The following is a 17993-nucleotide window of genomic DNA, read 5'->3' as shown; positions in this document are numbered from 1 at the left end:
GCTATTCTCCTGCCTGAGCCGGGTTGGAACCGGCCAGCAGTTGCGACGTCAGTCCGTGTTGGTAGGCCAACTGCACCAGCAGTCGAAAATCGTCGCTATCCGCCTTGGGATTTGAATTCATTACCTGGTAACCCACCGGCTGAACAAACTCACTGAGTCGGGCGACATACTCCTGTGCCGATGAACTGGACGGAGCGACCACCTCCAGGCTGAGGTCGTCCCCCTGTTTTAAGATCTGTCCCAGGCTGATCTCCGGGCTCAGGGCCAGGGCGATCGCTTTTAACAACGGTGACAGACTCTGAACCCGGTAGCCGAGATTGGCTTCGATCTCATTGGCCAGCAGCAGGGTAAGATCGCTCTGTTGTTGGGAGTCGGCGATGGCACCCTTGATCTTCAGACTGTCGGCATAGAGGGCCTGGAGCTGATTCTTAACCTTCAATTCCCGATCGAACTCGGCTTCCAGAGCAGCCAGGCGTTCGGTCTGGAAACGGGTATTCCACTCCATCCAGCCAAGAAAACTGCACATGCCAGTCACGAGTAGCACCGAGGCGGCAACCGCAAGATTCTTGGGTTGAAACCAGGACTTCCAGCGGGCGCTCTTGGTCTCGGTGGCGCTGATTCGACTCTGACGGGTGATCGGCAGATGGCCAAAGTGGTGGTTGATACTGCCCTGTAGCGCCAGCAGGGCATCGGCCGGTACCCGGGCCGGTAGCTCAAGATGGTGACTCTGCGCCGAGAATCGCTGAACATCGATACCCAGGTGGTCGGCAAGGTCCTGCAGCAACTCGGGTTGGAGCTCGGCCTGGCTGCAACTGATATAGAGCCGGTTCAGGTCGCTGGGCAGCACGCCGATCAGATCCAGGCATTGGTGCAGATCCACCGGACCGCGACTGCGGGCCGTGGTCAGGATTTCGGCGACGGTATTACGGTTACCGCTGACCAGGGCCAACTGCTCCTGCTGCACTTCAAGCAGGTATTGCAGCTCCAGCTCGCAGTATTGGCCCAGCCCGGCGAAGGCGCTGCCGATTACCGGATAGAAGGCCTCCAGTTTCAGGCCATTGAGATTGAAGGCCCCGATCCAGCGGCGCTGCAGCGTTTTGCTCATGCCGCTGACCAGCCAGGGGTGGCTGCTGTCGTTGTCCTCCTCCTCGGACATCAACACTTCGTCGCTGGGACCTTCACGGGTCGACTCGCTGGCCTGCCAGCCGTAGACCAGATCGTCATCGATGGAGATCAGCTTGCCTTGGAGGGTGAAGCACTCTTCAAGCTGGTCACGGTCGATAAATCCGAGCTGGACCGCCAGATCACCAAAGCGGACCAGCGACTGGGGGCCACCCTCGGTCTGGCGTTGCTGCAGCTGCTCGACCACCTCGTCGCGTTGATCCGGAGTCAGATAGCCTCGCTCGACCAGCATCGAACCGATCATCCAGTGCTTGTTCTGCTGGCTGATGGCGCCTTCGAGCTCCCATCGGATCAGCTCCTGCATCTGTTCGTCGCTGCGCGGACGTAGTGGGCTGACCGGTAGTTGGACCAGGGCGGTCACCACCGAGGGTGTTAGCAGGATCGCTCTCTTCGGCAGGCGGCGGTGTTGCTGCAGCAGTTGATCCAGTACATCGGCAACGGCGCGGGTAAAGTCGATGTTTCGTGATTCGGCCAGGGCGCGGATATTGGCTTGTTGCTTACCATTCTGGATCACCGCTCCCCGCAGACCGAAGCTGCCGGCCTGAAATGCCAGTAACTGGTAGGACTCGCCGAGCAACTGGCCGACTTCCGGAAGCCGAAGCCTTGGTTTACTGGTCAGATTAGCGGCGTCCAATTCGGGATCGCTGGCTTGGCTGTTGTCGGCACTCTTTTCAAACAACGGTTCAAACAGCGGTTCGGACTCGACCGAGGTAAATGGGTTGCTGGGAACCGGTTCTAACTCCGTCGCAGGGGACCCAAGGTCAAAATCCGTCGGTGGCTGATTCGGTTCGACGGCGGGTTTTGTTCGTAATGCTTTCAGCAGCTTCATGGCTGACTACTCGTCCCGGCGGCGATAACAATCAGCCGGGGGCCGTTGGCATAGTTATAAATATGCACGGCATAGAGATGGCAATTCAGCGGCAGACTATCCGCCTGATCGGCCAGGGACTGCAGTTGGGATGCCGCCTGTTGGGTGACATAGGCGCCGATAACGCGGCCATCGTCGGATTGGATAAAGGCGCTGTGATTGATCGTCGGCAGCGGCTGATCGCTGGGCCATAGGTTGAGGGCGTCGTACACCAGGCTGAACTCCCCCGGCTGGGGCCGCTGCATCAAACGGGCATCGAACCGAATGGCACGGGGCGACAGCATTACGCGCTGCTTCTTTTCCACCATCCGTTCGGGAATTTGGTTCTGATCGATCAACTGGTCCAGTTCGACCGACTGATATTGCTGTTGAATGGTATGAGCGTTGGAACTTGCTGGACTATTGCCGGCCGCAAGGCTGAGAGGCGTAATGGCAAGCAGCAGGCTGAGCACAAAGGGCAGCAATGCGGGCATGGGAATAACTCGTGAAGCAGAGGAAGATCGGCGAGGGATAACCCCCGCCGACCGAGCTGATAAACACTGTCTAGGCGGGTAACCGCTTAGATGGTGTTACGGGTTCCATCCCACTCGCCCAGCTCTTCCTCTTTGGTGTCGCCAGCGCCGTCAACGATGGCCGTCAGAGTTACTTGGTCAGAAGATTCCCAAGTAGTAGCGCTGGTTACTGTTCCGATGTTGAACAGGGCTACAAAACGGTTGTACTCGCTCTCAGATACATGACGGTAGACCGGTACGGTGGTCATGCCACCCAGATCATTGGCGTTAAACAGATTGGATGACGGGCCTAGGCCCACAGCCATTAGAACAGGTGCATCAACTACACCAGCAGTAAGGGCTGAACCATCGGTGGCGATAGTGGTGCCATCAAAGCCTTGACCGGCTTGTCCCATGACGCGCTCGTAACCACCCGTCCAGATGGCAACTTTTGGCAGGTTAGTGAACTGGAAACCGTCGGCAGCACTATCTTGGTCAGCAACAGAGAAGCTGTATCCGCAGCCGTTGGCCGCTGGAGACAAGAAGATGTTACCGGCAACAACAGCATTACCGCGGCTGTTGATCAGCCCTTCGATATCAGAGCAATCGCCTGCGTCGGCCGGATCAGCAGCTGCATTGTTATGAACATAACGCAAGCTATTGATACCGCCACCATTGAGAGCTTCAGCGGCGTCGGCTTGCAGGTCTAGAAGAGCAATGTCTTCAATCGCTGCTACGGAGAGAACAGCTGCGTCGGTAGAGCCATCTGTAGCAGAGGTTTGAACCAGAGAGTCAAAGTTAGTTGGTAGCGTGTTCTTGTTCAGAACCCGGAAGGTACGAACACCTTTGTTCAGCTCATCCATCATGGCGACGTGAGCGGCAGCGGAGGCACGGGCATCGGTGTCTTGCAGGGCGATCGCCGCAGTACCGGCGATGGCGGCCAGGATGGCGACAACAACCAGCAGTTCCAGCAGGGTGAAACCACCTTGCTTGCCTTTCAGCTTGGCGGCTTTGGCGCGCAGATCGGCGTCCTGGATGTCTTCAACGTTTACTTTGGCGAATTTTTTCAGCAGTTCAGCAGTTTTGGTGTTAGAGAACATGAGGTGATAAACCCTAGTTAAAAATCAAATTGGAGACCGTTGACATAAGTGCAGATTCCCCCCGCGGGAACTGTGACAACTTAACCAGTCCGATTTAAAACGCTTCCTTTGGTTGTTCCGGTGACCTCACCGGACGTTCCGTTTCGGCTGCCGTCCGTGGCAACCTACAGGGCCCCGTTATCCCCCTTGGATATGTTGGGCCGACTTCGTTGCAGCTCTTTCCTAAGGCTTAGGCGAGCAGATCGCGCTTGAGCAGGTGCTTGATCATCGACTCGTTGGCCAGGGCCTGATCGCAGTCGATAACGTAGCGGTATTGCTTGCCGCAGTGGATGATCACTTCCTTCTGGCCGCGGCGCAGGATCTTGATTTCGATCCGAATATCACCGAAACCATCATGGGCAAACAGGCTGCTGTAGAGATCGATAAACTGATTGAGAAACGCCTGGTGGGCGGTGATATCGATCTGGGATGGTTCGGTTACAGCGTTGGCGCTCATGGAGTCTTGTCTCTATATTTGCGAATGAGAACGATTGTCATTGCTTTGAGTTGTTGAGTCAATAGCAAATGAGAGTTTTTTTCATTTGCATCTAGTTCTTTTTAAGAAGTGCGATCGAGAACGGATGAGCTGAGGTGAAATACAGCAATCCGAGCTCCGGGCTGTTACCTCGAGTCCCTTTCAATTGAGCTTTGTTTCGCGCCACGCTGAGCCAGCTGCCGGGAATATGGCGGATCTCCAAGGGCTGATCCTGATCCGAGCGATTCTGCACCTCAACCACGGTCAGGTAGAGGTTCTTATGCCGGTAAGCGCTGACAGGGGTTGCCTCCAGGGCCGGATTTCCCAGTTGTATTGCCCGCCCCGGTTCCGGAGCCGGCAGGGGTTGGAAGTCGCGGTTGGGTGCAGTGGTACCGCGCAGTCGGTTAGCGACATGGCGGTTCAGGGCGATCAGATCGCTCATATCAAAGCCGCTACCGCTGGTGGCTTGGCCTTGCTCGATGCGTTGTTCCTGGCCGGTTTCGTTATGGCGCTGATAGTCCAGTTCGCGAATCTCGCGGGTCTTTTCGTCCGCTTCATCGGGGGTCTCGATGATATGGGGGGTGATCAGCATGATGTACTGGGCTTCAGATTCGACCGTGTTACGGGTTTGGAACAGCTTGCCGAGGATCGGCAGGTCACCCAACACTGGTATGGTGCTTCGGTCGTCGCGATCGGTTTGGTTGATCATTCCTCCCAGTGCGATGGTGAAGCCGTCCTGCGCCACGACGACCGTTTTCAGGGTGGACTCCGCCACTGTGTCTAGAGCGATCGATTCGATCTGCCCGGTCAAGGCGTTGAAGAACGGAAAGTTCATCCCCGCTCTTTTTAATTCCGAGGTGGACTGAAGAATATCGATCGTAACGGTGCCGTCATCGTTGATGCTGGGCAGCAGTGCCAGGGTATTCCCGACCTTGCGCACTTCGGTTTCCAGTTCGGTATCGGTGGTGGTGGTGGTGCTGTTGTTATTGTTGTTGTTGGTGGTGGTGCTGCCGGCATCGATGCCGGTGGCGATCACCTGATCCTCACCGATAAACAGCCGTGACGGACGGTTGTTGGAAGCCAGCAGGATCGGCTTGGCAATGATCTCGGCGGCGTCGTTTTCTTCCAGCAGCTCGATTTTGGCGTTGATGTATTTGCTGTAGAACTGGTAGAAGCCGCCGGTCAGACCATTGAAGCCGAACTGGGTGACGGAGTTGCCGCGCAGCTGTTCGAGGATCCGATCGGCATTGTTGAGGCTGGTGCCGTCGGCCAGGTTGATCGTAGCGGTACCGTCTCGAATCGCCGATAGGGTGGTGCCATTGGCATAACTGGCGCCGGGCACATTGAGGGCATCGTTGAAACTGAGATCGAAATCCTGGGTGAACTCGTCGGCCTGGTCGATTCGGATGATCTTGGTTTCCAGCAGTACCTGGGGGGTCGGTTTGTCGCTGGTCTCGATCAGATCCTCAATATCGGCCATCGCTTGGCGATCGCTGGTACGGACAAACAGTAGGTTGTGGATTCGGTTGGTGGCGATAAAGATCGGCGTTTTGATGCCCAGCTTCTTGCCGGCGGTATCGGCGTTGACTTGTTGGGCACTACCGAGCTGATTCAGTTGGGCGGTGTTGAGCTTTTGATTCAGCTTGGTGCCGGTTGGGTCGCGGTCTTCGTCATCGGGTCGCAGGGTTTTGATCTCGCCGTCACCCTTGCTGGCGTAGTTGAGATTACCGCCACTGCTGCTGCCGTTGGAATTGCTTCTGTCATTGTTGTTATTGACGGTAACGCGATTGTTACTGCCACTGTTGCTGTTATTACTGCTGGATGAGGTCTGGTCGGTGATGCTCTCCAAGTAACCACTGGGGATGCCCTCGAAGTCATCACGATCGTCCTGGAGTTTCAGGATCACCCGATCGCCGAACAGGCTTTGTATTGTCAGCGCGGTGGCTCGAACATTCTGGTGCTTGAGCACAAACGAGCGGATCTCATCGTCGCGATAGACCACGATGTCGTCCTGATACTGTTGCTCGGTCATGATCAGGTAGCTGTTGTTGCGCTTGTTGTAGCGAAACCACAGGCCCGAGACCCGGGACAGCATTTCGATCGCGTGTTTGAGTTCGACATTCTGCAGCCGCAGGTCGATGCGGGCATCATGGGCTTCGCGAGCGACGGCGATATTGGCGCCGGTCATGCTCGACAGAATACGGGTTGCGTCCCTGACCGAAGCGTCCTTGAACTCGACCAGACTGATCTTGGGCGGCTTGGCCGCTGTCGATTGCAACGGGCAGAAGCCAACAAGCAGGGTGGTGATGGCGATTAGGGTTTTGATCTTCATAGTGGTCTACTGCACCACCAGCTTTTCGCTGAAGCTGCCGGTTTCCATGATGAGGTTGAGTTCGTTGATCTGAATAACGTGCAGCACCGCGCCGGTGCTGTTGACCTGCTGCAGGCCGACCTTGTCCTGCTCTTTCACCACGAAGGTGCCGACCCCTTCGATCTCCAGTAACGCCTGCTTTTCGTTGTTAACGACCATCATCCCTTTGAAGCTCATATTGGGCAGACCGGCATTTGAACGCCGTTTGAACACCGGGGCGTTTGCCGTGGTGGGTGCGGCGGGGGGGCTGTTCAGCTTGCTCTGGGGTTTGAAACTGAGATCGGTGCTGTTCTGGTACGGGTTGTTGAACGGATCCCGGGGCCGGTTTTTCAGGTGCTTGTCGAGTTGCTGATTGAGCGTCTGGTAGTAGGTTTCCATCTTGCTCTGCAGATCGGTGGCTTGGGCGACCAGGGGTGTCGTCTCGGCAGCGCTGTCCTGGGCTGGCAGCCAGGTAACTGTCATTACCAATGCGGCCAATAGACCAAACGGAGGATTCCGGATCTGAATTACGGCAGGCCGTGGTTTCTGGTGCGGTATTGGCACGGTGAGTTCCTGGTCAAGAAAACGTTGAGTACTTCTGCATCGGTGATCTATGCCAGCGCATCTTAATTGTTTTTGAGAATAATTCAATTAACGATAATCATTCTTATAACCATGTGCTATAGTGCCCAGCCATTGGATAGCTGCGTCCGGCGAATACCTGGTCGGGCTTTGTGAATACCGGCTGCGGGGCAAGCGGACTGAGGAGGCGAGTCTTCAATGGTTGATGGGAAATTGCGCACAGGGGTGCTCGGCGTAGGGCGTCCAGCACTTACGGCGGTCGCCGCTTTGCTGCTTTCCGGTTGCGCGTTACAGGGCTTGCCCCAGTCATCCTCGCCCTCTGCGGCGGAGGACTCATCCTCTTCCCAAACCGATGTCGCTGCGGCGCCGATTGAAGCTTCCTCAGCGACTCAGGCGCTCGAGATGTATGTCTATCCCAAAGACGGATCGAGCAGCGGTTACCAGGTTTTGATCGATCTTTAACGTCTAACGACCAACACAAGGAAGGCTCTTCCTCCGGCATTCGAATAGGTAAGTAAGCTATGACGGCCATCTTCAATCCCGTGGCATCCACCGAAGTCTGTCAGCCGATGCAGGCGGTATTTGACCAATTAAACTCCGTGGTGCTCGGCAAAGAGCCCCAGATCAAGCTTTCACTGACCTGTCTGCTGGCCAACGGCCACCTGTTGCTTGAAGACCTGCCGGGCATGGGTAAGACCGTACTCTCCCATGCCTTGGCCGGCGCCTTGGGGCTGGCGTACAAGCGGGTCCAGTTCACCAACGACCTGCTGCCGGCCGACCTGCTGGGGGCTTCGATCTACAACAAGGACAGCGGCGAGTTTCGATTTGTCGAAGGGCCGGTATTTTCGGAGCTGTTGCTGGCCGACGAGATCAACCGCGCGACACCGAAAACCCAGAGCGCATTACTGGAAGCGATGGAGGAGCGTCAGGTCAGTCTGGATGGTGAGACCCGGCCGCTGCCGGTGCCGTTTTTTGTGATCGCGACCCAGAATCCGTCCGAGCAGGCCGGAACCTCGCCGTTACCCGAGTCGCAACTGGATCGCTTTATGGTCCGGATCCAGATGGGGTATCCGGCTAAACAGTCGGAACTGGAAATCCTGGCGGGCGAGAGTCGGCGGCAATTGCTGGAGCAGATGCAGCCCGCTGTCTCACCGCCGCAGCTGAAAACCTATCAACAAGCCTGTCGCGACATTCCTGCCGGTGACCAGGTGTTGCTGTACCTGTACGAACTGCTGCAGTACAGCCGTGAGTCCGGCCTGTTTGTCAGCGGTGTGTCGACCCGGGGCGGACTGGCGGTGTTAAACGCCGCCAAGGCTTGGGCCTGGCTTAGTGGTGATGCGCAGTTGATGCCGATGCACATTCAGGCGGTGTTCCCCTACGTTGTCGGGCACCGGTTGCAGCGCCGTGATGGCCAGTCGGATCCGGTGCGCAATGGATTGGACATTATCGACCAGGTCGTAATTCCACGTTGAGGCATGGCGATGACGTTGCTTGGGAAACGGCTTCGGAAACAGCCTGGTGGACCGCGCCGACGTATTCGGCCGACCGCTAATGGTGGGCTGTTTCTGGCCTGCCTGCTGGTGATCTTCCTGCTGGCGATCAATCACAGTAATAACTTGCTGTTTACGTTCTGTTTTCTGCTTGGATCGCTGTTGATTATCAGCTTCTGGAGCAACCTGCGGAATTTACGCGGCGTCAGTGGCCAGTGTGCCGGAGTCGAACCGGTTCATGCCGGTCAGTCGCTTCGATATGGGGTGGTGCTGCAGGGACGCGATACGGCCAAGCGGCATCAGCTGCAATTGGGCGATCAGCCGGTGTTGGTGTCACTGCAGGGGGATCAGCATCAGCGGATCGAGCTGTCGGTGGGAACCGAGCAACGGGGTGATTACCCCGCATCGATGCTGCGTTTGAGCAGTTGCTGGCCATTGGGTTTATTCCAGAGTTCGGTGGTGTTGTGTCGGCTGCCGGATGCCCTGGTTTATCCACGGGCTGAGCCGTTACAGGAACTGCAGTTGCGCTCTGAAGGTGAACAGGCCCATCGTCGCGACGGAACCGATTCCCTCTCGGGACTGAAAGAGTATCAACCCGGTGACAATCTGCGTCGGGTCCATTGGCGGGCTCTGGCTCGCAATGATCAGCTCCAGGTCAAACAGTTTGACGGCGAAGAGGGCCTGCCTTCGGGTTGGCTGCACTGGGAGGATACCGCTCGATTGGGTCATGAAGAGCGGATTCGTTGTCTGACCCATTGGGTATTGGACAGCTTCAACCGGGGAATGGAGTTCGGCTTGTTATTGCCGGGACAGCGGATTGAGCCGGCCGCTGGCGCACCTCAGTTGCACCGCTGTCTGAGCGCGTTGGCCAGGATGCCGGAGGCGGGTCGATGAGCATAATGAGCTTGCTGTCTGGCCGTGGCCGGACAAACTCACAGCCGCAGCAGGCTAGCGGTATCGCCGATCCGCGCCTGGATTGGCTGATCGCGCTGTACTTGCTGGTGGCCCTGATCCCTACGCTGCTGCCGTTGTCGCTGATCCTGCAGGGCTTGGTGTTGTTGCCGTTCGTTGCCCGGGCTTGGGTTAACCCTCAGCCGCGGACTCGTAGCCTGCTGGTGCTGTCGGTCATTGTGGCCTGGGCGGCTCAGATACAACTCGGGGCGCAGCCCTGGCTGAGTGGACAGACGTTCCTCAGCGGGTTGTTGATTGCGGTGGCGCTAAAATGGGCTGAGTCTTCCAGTCCGCATGAATTCCGTTTCCTGGCCACGCTGAGTCTGGTCTTGTTCGCCCTGAGTAGCCTGCAATTTAATGGGCTGGTGGGATTGAGCTACCTGCTGTTGGGCGTGTTCTGTTTTGTACTGGTGCAACTACTGATCGATGAGCCGAATGGCTTGTCGGTGCTGTTGGCTCGGCTGGGAACGGCGACCCGTTTACTGCTGTTGGCGTTGCCGATCGCGGTGGTACTGTTTGTCACGGTACCCCGGATTCAGGGGCCGCTGTGGGATCTCGGCATCGTGATGGGGCTGCCGATCGAGTTGGTGATCGATCAGGACCAACGCGAGCAAGGATTCAAAGCCAGTCTGCAGGCGGGCAAGGTCTCGCGACTGAAAACCAGCGATTCACCGATTCTGGTTGCGGAGTTCGAGGGGACGGTGCCCTACAAGAGTCGGCTCTATTGGCGTGGCCCGGTCTATGACCTCTACGACGGTATCTCTTGGCAAATGCGTTCGGATTGGGATAACCGTACCCGGCTGTTAAAGGGCTCGTTTAGAAATCGTAACCAGCTAGACAGTGTGATTGCGTCCAAATCGGATCGTGTTTCCTACGAGGCGCGGATCACCGCCAACGGCGGTCGTTGGATGTACGGGCTGGATTTTCCCTACGGCAGCAGTCCGGAGACCTTTATCTCCAACGAGTTTCAGGTGTTGGGTATTCGAAAGCTGACCCGCGAGTTTAACTATCAGCAGCAGGCCTATCTGGAGTACAGCGGCGGCCGTGCGCTGACCCAGGAGGAGCGTCGTCGTTACCTGCAGTTACCGCAAAACGCCAACCCGAGACTACAGCAATGGGGTGGCGAGCTGGCGCTTGCCGAATCCGATCCAGCCCGGCGCATCTACGATCTGCAGGTTCATCTGGCCGAAGGCGATTACCAGTTAACCCAGACGCCCGACATCGAAGAGTATCCAGACAGTCTGGATGAGTTCTTCTTTGACCGAAAAGAGGGCGGTATCGAGCACCTGGCCGGTGCCACCGCGCTGGTACTTCGCGCTGCGGGTATTCCCACCCGACTGGTCTCCGGTTATCGGGGAGGCAGCCTGATCGCGCTGACCAATTTTGTCGTGGTCCGTCAGGCCCATGCCCATGTCTGGGTTGAGGCCTGGGATGACTTGAAAGGCTGGCAGCGATTCGAAGCCAAAGATTTTGTTGAGCCACCAGCAAAGCAGCAACCCAAGCCGGCTGCAAAAGCGGCTAAGTCTGAACCGGCCAAGCAGAAGGCCGCCAAAGATCCCGTCGCCAAGGCACCGGAACCCGTGGCTACACCCACTGGGCAGTCCAAGCCGAGCACTGCATCTAGCCCGGCTACAGGCATGGATTGGCTGGTATCGCTGAGCAGCGGACTGGAAACCTGGATCCTGAACTACAACCCCGACCGGCAGGTGGAACTGATGAAAAAGTCCGGCCTGCGGACGGTGGACTGGAAGTCGTTGCTGGCGACTTCGCTGCTGAGTTTGCTGCTGTTGATGTTGATCTACGGACTGCTGCTTGGGCGCCGCAAGGCCAAGCAGGACCCACTCGAGCGGCTGTTCGGACAACTCAACCGGGCCATGGCCAAACAGGGGCTGGATTGTGGGCCGCAGGAGTGTCCGCAGCGATGGCTGCAGCGGTTGGAGGTTGAAGCCCAGAATCTGTACCCGGCGCTGGAACTGGTGATTTCGGCCTATATCCGGCTCCGGTACAGCCGCGCCTCGGTAGAGCCGGGTCAGATCAAAGAGCTTCAGCGAGATATCAAGCGACTAGCGGGGATGTTGTAAGCATGAAAAGAGAGCAGGGATCAGCCTGGGAAGGAGCATTCAGTGACAGGGGATCGGCAGCATGGGCGAGCCGGTTGCGTGGTCTGTTGCTGATGCTGGGGTTGCTGCTGGGCTCCACTGCCTGGGCGGAAGCGACCGATTACCCTCTGGTGATGTCGCAGGTGATCGAGCGCGGTGATCGGGCGGTGGCCGGATACAGTTCCGATGAGGCGGTGCGCTACGGTAACGAGTTCTCCGATCTGTATTTTGGCGGCTTTGAAGGGATGGGGCTGGAGCTTGCCGTGGCGCAGGCCGACCAGCAGGCGATGTTGGAGATCGAGATGGCGTTTAGTCGCCTGATCGGGGCCGCAGTCAGCGGGAAACCAGCGTCCGAGGTGGAATCGCTCTGGTCCAGCCTGCGGGCCCAGCTGGTTAGGGCGCCGATGATCGACAACAGCGACAGTGGTTTCTGGTCGGTGGCGATTCAATCGCTGCTGATTCTGCTGCGTGAAGGGGTCGAGGCGCTGTTGGTGATCGCCGCGTTGGTGGCTTACCTGCGCAAGGCCGGTGCGGCGGACCGGGTAGTGCTGATCTGGATCGGAGTGGGTGCGGCATTGGTGGCCAGCGTACTGACTGCCTGGGCACTGCAAGGGTTGATCAGCAACAGTGGTGCGGCTCGGGAAACTATCGAAGGCGCGACCATGCTGGTGGCGGCGGTACTGCTCAGTTACGTCAGCTTCTGGCTGTTTTCCCGTCGCGAGATGCAGCAGTGGCAGGGCTTTATCCACAACAAGCTCGGTGATGCCGTCAGCAGCGGCAGCCTGATGGCGATCGTGTCGGTGGCATTTTTTGCCGTCTACCGGGAGGGGGCGGAAACCATCCTGTTCTATCAGGCGCTGGTGGCCGATGTCGGTGACAGCCTGGAGCCGATCGCAACCGGTTTCGGACTCGCGCTGCTGTTGCTGGGCGCGGTCTACCTGGCGATCTTCCAACTATCGGTACGTTTGCCGTTGAAGCAGTTTTTCTCAGGCACGGCGGCGTTGCTGTTCGTGTTGGCGGTCGTATTTGCCGGCAAGTCGGTGCTGGAATTGCAGGTGGCCGGTTGGATTCCCAACACCTACCTGGAGGGCTTGGCTACGGTCGGTTGGCTGGGGATTTTTCCGAGCCTCGAATCCCTGGCGTTGCAGGCCGTCTTTATTGCCGTACCGGTGCTGGCGTGGATGCTGACAATGAAAAAGCGCCGTGCCGATGAGGTTGGTGCGCAAGCTAAGCCCCAATCATAACCGATTTCAACTGAATTCTTGTCCTGAACGTTTCCAGACTGAAACCTCGCTTGTGGGAGTGAAATCACATGTACTTATCTGAACTTTCATGGCTTTACAGCGCCCAGCTGGTCCGCTTTCTGGCGGTCGGGCTTTGTCTGGGTACATCGACCTGCGTGATGACGTTGTATTTCTGCATGGTGGCCAAGGGGCATACCGAGCCGGCCGAGAAGCGGATCCTGCATATTCTCTACACCATCCTGCGGGTTGGAATGGCGTTGGCGTTGCTGACCGAGCTGACCAACCTGATCTACTACTACCACGTCGATAACTTCGTCTACTGGACCGACAACCCCGAGTTGTTGATGCGGCTGACAATCTTTGCGGTGATCTGTACCAATGCGCTGGCGATGCAGCATCGCAAGATCACCATGTGGCTGGGTCCGGTCTTTGCCGGTGGATCCTGGTACGCCTACTTCTTCTTCAGCGTCTGGATCGAAACCGAAAGTACCTATTCAACGCTGTTGGTGGGGTACCTGGGTTGGTTGTTGTTCATGTTCGTATTCCTGGCCTGCCTGCGTCTGTTTCTGACCCGCAACCAAAGCAGCCGCTTGGGTGATGGGGCTCGGGCTGACCAATTGGCTTCGGCCAGCTGAGGGGGTGACGGATGACAACGGCAACGACGACCGAAGCGCCTGCAGAGAAACCCAGTAGCTCCCTATTCCTGAAGATAGGAGTCGGGGTGCTGGTGGTGGCGCTTAGTGTGCTGGCTTACCAAGCCTATCTAACCGTTTGGGCTCCCTACGCGGCTTACGAAGACCCGGATATCATGGGGTATCTGGAGCAGGAACACCCTAAGAGTTTATCCGGAGGCGATACCACTCACTTCCACTCCAGCAGTGGCGAGACCTTCGCCCAGGAGATCCCCAATATGGGCTGGGGGTTGTCGGCGGCCTTTGACCGGGGCGATGGCTTCTTTGAGCGACCGCTGCAAGCGGCACTGCCGGAGGGCTTTTCCAGCAATAACGATGGCCTGGGGCCTCTCTACAACGCGGTGACCTGCGAAGGCTGCCACCCAGCCGATGGCCGCGGTCGTCCGCCGATGAACGAGCATGAGCCGCTAATGGAAGGGTTTGTTCGAGTCTCGATTCCGGGCACTGGTCCTTATGGCGCTCCGTTGTCGCCGCCCGGTTATGGTCATCAGCTCAGCGATAAGTCCGTCGCCGGTGTACCGCCGGAGGCGACCGTGCGGGTCAAGTGGGTCGAGGCTGAGACCGGTGTGCTCCCAGGCGGTGAAACCTACAGCCTACGTAAGCCGGAATTCCTGATTACCAACCTGGCCTATGGCCCATTGCCTGCAGATACGATGTACGACATGCGCTTCGGCCCCCAGGTCTATGGCTTGGGATTACTGGAGGCGATCAAAGAGGAAGATATGCTGGCTTGGGCGGATCCGGATGATGCCGACGGCGATGGGATATCCGGCCGGGTTAACAAAGTCTGGGATCTGGAGCGGGGCGGCAAGGTGATCGGTCGCTTCGGCTGGAAGGCCAACTCCTACGATGTGCGCCAGCAGTCGGCGGAGGCCGCCTACAACGACATGGGGATGAACAACCCGTTGTTTCTCTATCGTCATGATGATCAAGCCTTCAACCACAAGGCACGCCAGAACTGCGAGCCGGAACAGAGCGCCTGCCTGGAAGCGATCCAGGGTAAGGACTTCGAGATGACACCGGCGCAGCTGGTGGATGTGACAACCTATCTGCAGACCCTCGGGGTGGTGTATCGACGGGACGTGAACGATCCGGTTGCACTCAAGGGTGAGGCGCTGTTTGCCGAGGCGGGTTGTGGCGGCTGCCATAAGTCCAACATCACTACCGGTGAAACCGAGATTGCGCGGCTGGAAAACCAACTGATTCATCCGTACACCGACCTGCTATTGCACGATATGGGCGAGGGGCTGAAAGGCCGTCCTGACTTCGAGGCCGGCCCGACCGAATGGCGCACCCAGCCATTGTGGGGCATTGGTAAGGTGGAGCTGGTTAATGGTCACACCAACTTCCTGCATGACGGCCGGGCCCGCAATATTCAGGAAGCGATCCTGTGGCATGGTGGGGAGGCTGAGCAAGCCAAGCAACGCTACAAGCAGCTGTCGAAGGCGGATCGGCAGGCGTTACTGAAATTTATCAACAGCCTCTGATCACAGCGATCATCGACTGTCGACTTTACGGTGAGCTAGAGCCACCAGCCGATTTCCGCGCCCTTGCGGGAGTCGGCGCAATTGGGGTACCGGTTTATGGATGGATACCCCGCTGAGTTTCAAGCTTAGGGCAGCTATTTGGTTGCGCCTTTTTCGCATCAGTCACGGCTTCTCTGCCGGATTTGACCTCTATCAAGGATCGGTAATTGATTCTCACTACTATTTGCATAGTAAGTGATTCTGATTCGTATTTGCTTTGAGTTCATGCTGAATGAATTGAAGGCAGGTTTACTGCTCCAGTAAGAGGCCATCATGGGAATGTTAAATTTCACGGTTACCGGAGGTGAGGGTGATCGTGGTTTCGAGTTCTTCCAGAACCTGAAGACGCTGCTGTACGGTTTGATGCTCCCGATTGCGCTGACGATGGTCAGCGGTTTCTGGTACCTGTTTGTGCCGGCGGATATCAATTGGCAGGCGTCGCAGCTGATTCTGGTTCTGCACCTGCTGGGTGGGGTGATCTCCCTGTTGATCGTCATTCCCTTTTTTATCCTGCATCAGAAAGAGAAAAAGCAGCGTTTACGCTGGCTGCTTACCCCCTGGAAGCTCGGCAAGAAGTCGGATGAGAACGAGCACCAGTTTACCCAGCGACAGATCGGTTATCTGCTGGTAGTGCTGTTGCTGCTGACCTACGGTTCCGGGTTGATGATCGCGTTGCCCGGCCTGCTGTTTGCTTTCGACCTGGTCGTACTCTGGGAAAATCCGACTCAACTGCTGCTGGGTGCTGTTCATCGCTGGGCCGGCGGGTTGATGGTACCGGTATTGCTGTTCCATATGCTGTGGTTGCTGCGGCATAAGCAAGCGGCGTCTGGGGCCGTAGCCGCGGAGGCCGCCAAGTGAAAATTAACATCACCGTCACCCGGCCGATCCTGCGTTTCGCCTTCTCGGTGGTGGCCATCCTGCTGCTGTTTGCCGGATTGACGCTGTTCCTACCCAACCCCGGTGGCGACGGCATCGATTGGAAGACCGAACTGCCGTTTTATTCGATGCCCTGGACCAACAGCAGCCCGTTCTACCCGTCGGAGTGGAAGACCACCGATGGGCATCTGGTGAATTGGCGCTCGGTGCCTTCGGCAACCTTCTGCGGAGAGTGTCATGAAAAAGAGTACAAGGAGTGGGCCTCGTCGATCCACGCGATCACCGGCTCCGATCTGATCTACGAATCTGCCATTCTGCAGAACGAGTTCGGCAGCACTGCCGGAGGGGAGCTGGCAACGGAAAAGATCCGCTGGTGTGACGGCTGTCACGAGCCGTTGGCCATTCTGGCGGGTGAAGGCTCGCCGTTAACGGCGGTGGGGCCGAACGAGGCGATCGAAGAGGGAGCCACCTGCATCCTCTGCCATACGGCCGTCGAAGCGCGGCCCTTGGCCGGTAACGCCGGGCTGACCTTGAATATCAACGAGATCAAGCGTTATCTGGATCCGACCCTGATCATGGCGGCGCCGGAGCAACACGCCAAATCGATGCAGGCGAAACGGCATAACCCGATGATGGGTAAATCGGAGATGTGCGGGACCTGCCATACCGAGATCCGCCCGGAGCGGATCAACGGTGACTTTCCGCTGCATTTTCAGGAAACCTTCGACGAGTGGCGTCTGAGCGAATACGCCGATCGTAATATCCAGTGCCAGGACTGCCATATGGATGCCGAACCGGCCCGTTACGTCGATGCGCTCAAGCGAGGTGAGCAGCCAGAACGGAAGATGTCGCACCGCTTCGTCGGCAACAATTATCTGTTGACCGAGTCGGACCTGCCAAAGCAGACCATTGTGACCCTACGCGGGGGCTGGGTTCCGGGAAGGAACGAGCTGATGAGCGGCGAGGAGTGGCTGACCGATCTGAAGAAACAGCAGGGCCTGATTCTGGATCTGCTCAAGTCGGCGGCCGATATGGAGGTATCCACCGGCACGCTGGAATCCGATGGCGCTCTACCGATCGATATCGCCATCACGAACAGCGGCGCCGGCCATAATCTGCCAACCGGCCCGTTGGACCAGCGCTATCTGTGGATTGAGCTGAAGCTGACGGATAGCCAAAACCAGGTCGTCTATCACTCGGGCTGGTTCGACTGGGAGCAGGGACAGGAAGACCCGGAGGCGGTGCGCTACATCAAACGGATGTACAACGATGACGGGGCTTACAACGATCGTCATATCCTGTTCGACGTCAACCGGATGCACTACGAGCGTAAACCGATCCGGCCGATGGAAACCGATCGAATCGGCTATCGGGTGCCATTGGGTGAGGCCGCCAGTGGCCCGCTGAAACTAGAGGTCAGACTCTGGTACCGGCTGGCGCTGCAGCAGATTCTGGAAAACACCGTCGAGCAGTTTCCGGTGGAAGCCAAGCTGCTCGAAGGCACGGTGATCCCGCCGGTGGTGATGCTCGAAACGGTCAGCGAAGTTGATCCTGCCCAGGTATCCAAGGTGTGGGCCGGCTCGGGCGTCGCTAAGGGAGCGGGTCATGACTCTTAATCGGAAAGATATCTCACTGCTGGATCTGGTGATCGTCACACTCTGTGTGCTGGTGGTGGGGCTGGTCAGCGCCCACTATGTCGAGGCGTTGGAGAGTCCGTCGCAAGCCGACGCCCGACGGGCTCGCGATGGCTTGATGATCATCGAAAGTGCCGTCGGGGGCTACGGGACCGATCGGGGAGTCGGGCCACCCCGCAGTGCGGCGGGCGGCTTGCAGGTGTTGGTCGAAGCCGGTTACCTGCCGGATGTTCCCGTCGACCCCTGGGGGCAGCCTTATCAATACCAGTATCCGGGAGCCTACGACATCATGGATATCTGGTCGCGGGGACCCGACGGAGTGGACAGTGAAGACGATATCGTCAGCTGGGATCGTTACGGCAACCTGGTCCGGGATCTGGGGGTGAAGTAGCCG

At 57.8% G+C, this 17993-nt stretch carries 15 protein-coding genes; 9 read left to right on the top strand and 6 right to left on the bottom strand.

Translation table 11 applies throughout. From position 1 onward, the window contains the following. Window position 1 precedes the first annotated feature (1 nt). From ACO05M_RS02300 to ACO05M_RS02275, 6 genes are all read right to left on the bottom strand, one after another. A complete protein-coding gene (locus tag ACO05M_RS02300) occupies window positions 2-2011 on the bottom strand; it encodes a hypothetical protein (RefSeq protein ID WP_421867219.1) in 2010 nt (669 codons plus the stop codon). Beyond that, a complete protein-coding gene (locus ACO05M_RS02295) occupies window positions 2008-2523 on the bottom strand; it encodes a hypothetical protein (RefSeq protein ID WP_421867216.1) in 516 nt (171 codons plus the stop codon). The genes ACO05M_RS02300 and ACO05M_RS02295 overlap by 4 nt, the downstream gene beginning before the upstream one ends. A gap of 86 nt (window positions 2524-2609) precedes the next feature. Further along, window positions 2610-3641, bottom strand: coding sequence for a prepilin-type N-terminal cleavage/methylation domain-containing protein (locus tag ACO05M_RS02290; RefSeq protein WP_421867213.1), 1032 nt, complete (start codon window positions 3639-3641; stop codon window positions 2610-2612). A gap of 229 nt (window positions 3642-3870) precedes the next feature. Continuing rightward, window positions 3871-4137: a hypothetical protein gene (locus ACO05M_RS02285; protein ID WP_421867211.1), complete on the bottom strand. Its 267-nt coding sequence runs from the start codon at window positions 4135-4137 to the stop codon at window positions 3871-3873. A 91-nt stretch (window positions 4138-4228) separates the two neighbouring features. Further along, entirely contained in the window at window positions 4229-6487 is a 2259-nt protein-coding gene (locus ACO05M_RS02280) for a type II secretion system protein GspD (RefSeq protein WP_421867208.1), read from the bottom strand. 6 nt (window positions 6488-6493) lie between these two features. Then, the gene (locus ACO05M_RS02275; protein WP_421867205.1) at window positions 6494-6988 is read right to left on the bottom strand and encodes a hypothetical protein; all 495 of its coding nucleotides are present in this window, start codon (window positions 6986-6988) and stop codon (window positions 6494-6496) included. Window positions 6989-7608: 620 nt separating this feature from the next. Between ACO05M_RS02275 and ACO05M_RS02270 the strand changes: the two genes are divergently transcribed. From ACO05M_RS02270 to ACO05M_RS02230, 9 genes are all read left to right on the top strand, one after another. Next, window positions 7609-8559: an AAA family ATPase gene (locus ACO05M_RS02270; protein ID WP_421867203.1), complete on the top strand. Its 951-nt coding sequence runs from the start codon at window positions 7609-7611 to the stop codon at window positions 8557-8559. 9 nt (window positions 8560-8568) lie between these two features. Next, window positions 8569-9471, top strand: a complete 903-nt coding sequence (locus ACO05M_RS02265) for a DUF58 domain-containing protein (protein ID WP_421867200.1) — start codon at window positions 8569-8571, stop codon at window positions 9469-9471. Further along, complete coding sequence (locus ACO05M_RS02260) at window positions 9468-11609, top strand: transglutaminaseTgpA domain-containing protein (RefSeq protein WP_421867197.1); 2142 nt, start codon at window positions 9468-9470, stop codon at window positions 11607-11609. The genes ACO05M_RS02265 and ACO05M_RS02260 overlap by 4 nt, the downstream gene beginning before the upstream one ends. 2 nt (window positions 11610-11611) lie before the next feature. Then, complete coding sequence (locus ACO05M_RS02255) at window positions 11612-12871, top strand: FTR1 family iron permease (protein ID WP_421867195.1); 1260 nt, start codon at window positions 11612-11614, stop codon at window positions 12869-12871. 68 nt (window positions 12872-12939) lie between these two features. Continuing rightward, a complete protein-coding gene (locus ACO05M_RS02250; RefSeq protein WP_421867192.1) occupies window positions 12940-13506 on the top strand; it encodes a hypothetical protein in 567 nt (188 codons plus the stop codon). A gap of 11 nt (window positions 13507-13517) precedes the next feature. Then, complete coding sequence (locus ACO05M_RS02245; protein WP_421867189.1) at window positions 13518-15050, top strand: di-heme oxidoredictase family protein; 1533 nt, start codon at window positions 13518-13520, stop codon at window positions 15048-15050. 312 nt (window positions 15051-15362) lie between these two features. Next, window positions 15363-15947, top strand: a complete 585-nt coding sequence (locus ACO05M_RS02240) for a hypothetical protein (protein ID WP_421867185.1) — start codon at window positions 15363-15365, stop codon at window positions 15945-15947. Further along, the gene (locus tag ACO05M_RS02235) at window positions 15944-17581 is read left to right on the top strand and encodes a multiheme c-type cytochrome (RefSeq protein WP_421867182.1); all 1638 of its coding nucleotides are present in this window, start codon (window positions 15944-15946) and stop codon (window positions 17579-17581) included. Before ACO05M_RS02240 ends, ACO05M_RS02235 begins: the two co-directional genes overlap by 4 nt. After that, window positions 17571-17990, top strand: coding sequence for a type II secretion system protein GspG (locus ACO05M_RS02230; RefSeq protein WP_421867179.1), 420 nt, complete (start codon window positions 17571-17573; stop codon window positions 17988-17990). Before ACO05M_RS02235 ends, ACO05M_RS02230 begins: the two co-directional genes overlap by 11 nt. Window positions 17991-17993: the final 3 nt, after the last annotated feature.

The organism is Motiliproteus sp. (assembly GCF_965230735.1).
Classification (GTDB): domain Bacteria; phylum Pseudomonadota; class Gammaproteobacteria; order Pseudomonadales; family Balneatricaceae; genus Motiliproteus.
Note: the sequence above shows the minus strand (reverse complement) of the source record. Positions and strands in the feature narration are given on the sequence as shown.